Annotated in this window: 3 protein-coding genes; all 3 read left to right on the top strand. The window is 65.5% G+C overall.

The features are described from left to right. Window positions 1–1,031 precede the first annotated feature (1,031 nt). The 3 genes from PPP56_RS13150 to PPP56_RS13140 all read left to right on the top strand — a co-directional run bounded on the left by PPP56_RS13150 (window position 1,032) and on the right by PPP56_RS13140 (window position 3,550). The gene (locus PPP56_RS13150; protein WP_353564511.1) at window positions 1,032–1,589 is read left to right on the top strand and encodes a gamma carbonic anhydrase family protein; all 558 of its coding nucleotides are present in this window, start codon (window positions 1,032–1,034) and stop codon (window positions 1,587–1,589) included. Window positions 1,590–1,592: 3 nt separating this feature from the next. Beyond that, window positions 1,593–2,537 (top strand): diacylglycerol/lipid kinase family protein, encoded by a 945-nt coding sequence (locus tag PPP56_RS13145; RefSeq protein ID WP_353564510.1) that lies wholly within the window; start codon window positions 1,593–1,595, stop codon window positions 2,535–2,537. Window positions 2,538–2,611: 74 nt separating this feature from the next. Then, the gene (locus PPP56_RS13140; RefSeq protein WP_353564509.1) at window positions 2,612–3,550 is read left to right on the top strand and encodes an alpha/beta hydrolase; all 939 of its coding nucleotides are present in this window, start codon (window positions 2,612–2,614) and stop codon (window positions 3,548–3,550) included. The last annotated feature ends 541 nt before the right edge of the window (window positions 3,551–4,091 follow it).

Raw genomic sequence — 4,091 nt, 5'->3', positions numbered from 1 at the left:
AGCGCGGAGACCCGGGATCTTCATTCGGGCAAGGACCACCCCGCCCTTCGGGCACCCCTCCTTTCCGATGCTGGTGCATCGGTAGGAGGGGAGTTTGCGGCGTGGCAGTCTGTTCGGGGCGGGCTGCCTTGGTGAGACGGACAGCCTCGCCACGTCCGTCGCTCCGCTCCTTCCTCGCGATGACAGATCCGGAAAACACCCCCACTACACGTCATCCCGGGCGGAGCAGCGCGGAGACCCGGGATCTTCGTCCGGGCAAGGACCACCCCGCCCTTCGGGCACCCCTCCTTCCAGCTGCGCCGGTAGGAGGGGACGCGGCAACGGAGCCACCCTGCAAGACAGGGCGGAGAGGGAACCCACCAAGTCTCCCTCGGCGGAGGGGGATTTAGGGGGATGGATCGCTGTGCTTCCTCCCTACGATGACAACCCCGGCAGAACCATCCTTCACCTTGTCATTGCGAGCGACCGAAGAGAGCGCGGCAATCTCATGCGGTACTGTTCGGGGCGGGCTGCCTTGGTGAAACGCACAGCCTCGCCACGACCCTGCACACGTGCGCCCCTGCTCACCAAGCAGGAGATGGTTCGGCTCCCGGCTTCGCCATCCGCTCACCATGACATGCTCTGTAGTTCTGTCACCTTGAGCGGGTGCCGGCTCCTGCCGGCAGAAGTCGAAAGGTCTCCCACAGGGCTGGCGAGGCGCTCAAACAAACACGCCACTCACCACACGTCATCCCGGGCGGAGCAGCGCGGAGACCCGGGATCTTCATTCGGGCAAGGACCACCCCGCCCTTCGGGCACCCCTCCTTTCCGGCTGCGCCGGTAGGAGGGGACGCGGCAGCGTGGCGCTTCGTGCTCCGAGGCAACGTCCCCACCATGCGGGCCTGGCAGACGTGTGCTGACGACGCGACGAGCAGCCGGAATACGTCGAGAGTACGCAGCGAGAGGCCGGGTGGGCGTTGCGAACGCCGCCGCGCCTTTGTATGATGAAAAGGCGTTTTCTCGTAAATGATATCCACCCGCATCCCCCTACCATGATTAAACCCTTCCTGGGCGCTACGCCGCAGTACGATGCCACGAACTACATCGCGGAGACGGCAGTGGTGATTGGCGATGTGACGCTTGGCGCGAATGCCAGCGTCTGGCATCACTGCACGGTGCGGGGCGATGTGAACTGGATTCGCATCGGGGTGGGATCGAATGTGCAGGACAATACGGTGGTGCACGTAACCCACGGCAGCGCGCCGACCGACATCGGGGCGTATGTGACGATCGGGCATGGGGCGATCATCCACGGGTGCACGATCGATGACGCGGTGCTCATTGGCATGGGCGCGACGGTGATGGACCACGCGCAGATCGGGTCGCACAGCATTGTGGGGGCCGGGGCGCTCGTTACGAAGGGCACCGAGGTGCCGCCGCGCTCGCTGGTGCTGGGCCAGCCCGCCACGGTGGTGCGCGAGCTGACCGACGACGAGGTCGACACAATTCGTCCGTATGCCGACAACTACGTGCGCTACAGCGCGATCCACGACGGACGCGAAACGCCGGATGCGAATCCGTACTACACGCCTCGGACCAACGAGGGGTAGCCTATGGCAAGCAGGCACATGCCCGAGGCGGTCGTGGTGGCGAATGCAACGGCGGGAGGCGGGGTGCAGGTGCCCCGGCTGCAGGCGTGGGTGGCGGATGCGGAGGCCGTGGATCTGTGCACGACGCACACCCTGAAAGAGGCGCGGGCCTGCGTTGCGGCCTACTGGGAGCGCGGCGTGCGGCGCTTCGTGGCGGCGGGCGGCGACGGCACCGTGCATAGCCTGCTGAACGCGCTCCACGCGGTGGGTCCGCTGACTTCGCTGGAGGCGCTGGGCATTGTGCCGGTGGGGACGGGCAACGACCTGGCGCGGACGCTGTGCCTGCCTGTATCGCTCCCTGAGGCGCTCGACATGGCCGTCTACGGGCCGGCGCATCCCGTGGATGTGATCGATGTGGTGATGGGGGACGCGCGCGTTCTGGCCCTGAACGTGTGCGCGGGCGGGTTTGGCGGATACATTGACAAGGTGGTGTCGGGCGACCCAAAATCGCTGCTCGGACCGTTTGCGTACGTGATGGGCGCTGCCCGCGTGCTGCCCCGCCTGCGCCGCTACGACACGACGCTCACGCTCGACGGCGTGCCCGTGCGTACCGATCCGCTCCTCAACGTGGTGGTGGCGAATGCGCAGTACGCTGCAGGCGGCATCCACGTAGCACCCGGCGCCGACCCCTGCGACGGGCTGCTCGACGTGGTGACGGTGCGCGCGGGGCGCGCAGGCGCGGTGGCGGGTGTCATCGCACAGGTGCTTGGGGGCGACTACACCACGCATCCACTGGTCGACCACTATCGGGCGCGCCAGGTGCACATCGAGGCCGCCCCGCCGATGTGGTTCAACGCCGATGGCGAACTGCTCTCGAACGAGCCCGTCACGTTCACCGTGCGTCCGAGACGCCTCCCCGTTGCGCGTCCGCCCGAGGTCGAAGGAGAAGCGATGGCGCGCGACATGTAGCAATCCCGTTCCAAACCCACAGGCGGATGCAGGGTACAGACACACAGTGCAATTCCTCCAACCCTGTTATGCTGATGATCCGCCCTGTGCTCCGTCCCCTACTTCGCCCTGTATTGCGCCCTGCATTTCGCTCGTTCGCTGCGTTTGCCGTTCTCCTTGTGGTTGCTGCCGGGTGCACCGGCTGCGGGTCCATTCCGATTGCTGAAGAGGACGTGTTCATGCCCAAGCCGTCGATCACCCCGGCTACGTTTCAGCAGGAAGGCGTAACGCTGCAGGAGCACACGATTATGTCGCCCGGCACGCAGCGCGACTCGGCAGCCCTGGACGCCTGGTGGCTTGTGCCCGACGACGCCGAGCCGGTGGTGCTGTTCTTTGGGGGGCAGGGCTTCTACCTGGTGCAGTCCAGTGGTTATGTGGATGCGTTTGCGGCGCTCCCGGCGCGGGCGCTGCTGTGGGACTACCGGGGCTACGGCAAGAGCGAGGGCACGCCCGATGTGCGCACGGTAAAGCGGGATGCGCTCGCGGTCTACGACTACGTGGTGAACGAACTGGGGGTGGACCCTGACCGGCTGGTGGTGCATGGGCATTCGCTCGGGGCGTTTGTGGCTACCTTTCTGGCGGAGCAGCGCACCGTGGGCGGCGTGGTGCTCGAAAACCCGGCTACGAACGTACGTGAATGGGGCAACACGGTCATCCCGTGGTATCTGCGGGCCTTTATCGGGTTTGAGTTTGCGGATGCGCTGCGTCAGGAGAACAACCGGGCACGCATCGCCGACCTGCAGGGGCCACTTCTTATTGTAGGCGGGGCCAACGACATGATTACCGCGCCTGAGATGGCTGAGACGCTCTACGAAGACGCTACCACCTCAAGGAAGGAGCTGGTCATTGTGGAGGAGGGCGGCCACAACGAGCTGTACGCCACCGAGGCGATGCAGGAGGCGTACCGGGCGCTGCTCGAAGCGGTGATGGAAGGGCGCGCTCCGGACGAGGAAGTAGCAGAGGCCAGGGAATAGCGGGGTGATTGGTGCGCCCTACCAAGGAAGCCCCGCCTGAACAGGGGCGTATGAGATTGCGTCGTCCTTCGTCCTCGCAATGACAAGATGGGGGTGTTTCCCAGCGCTATGCCTGTAGGCGTGTGCCCGGCGTGTACGGGAGGTGCTGCAATCCTTCCGCCTGTGGCGTCAGGATGACTGGTGGTGTTGGGCGTGCTTGTTTGAACGTTCCGCCAGCCCCGTGAGAGACCTTTCGACTTCTGCCGACGGGCGTCGGCATACGCCCAAGGTGACATGACTGTGGAGGGCATCTTGCGGAGAGTGCCCTACGGAGAATGCCCTTCTGAGCGTGTCATGGTGAGCGGACGGCGAAGCCGGGAGCCGAACCATCTCCTGCTCGGTAGGCAGGGGCCCACGCGTGCAAGGGCGTGGCGAGGCTGTGCGTTTCACAAGAGCAGCCCGTCTTGAACAGGGGCGTATGAGATTGCGTCGTCCTTCGTCCTCGCAATGACAAGATGGGGGTGTTTCCCAGCGCTATGCCTGTAGGCGTGTGCCCGGCGTG

Origin of the sequence: Longimonas sp. (genome assembly GCF_040409695.1) — a bacterium.
Classification (GTDB): domain Bacteria; phylum Bacteroidota; class Rhodothermia; order Rhodothermales; family Salinibacteraceae; genus Longimonas.
Note: the sequence above shows the minus strand (reverse complement) of the source record. Positions and strands in the feature narration are given on the sequence as shown.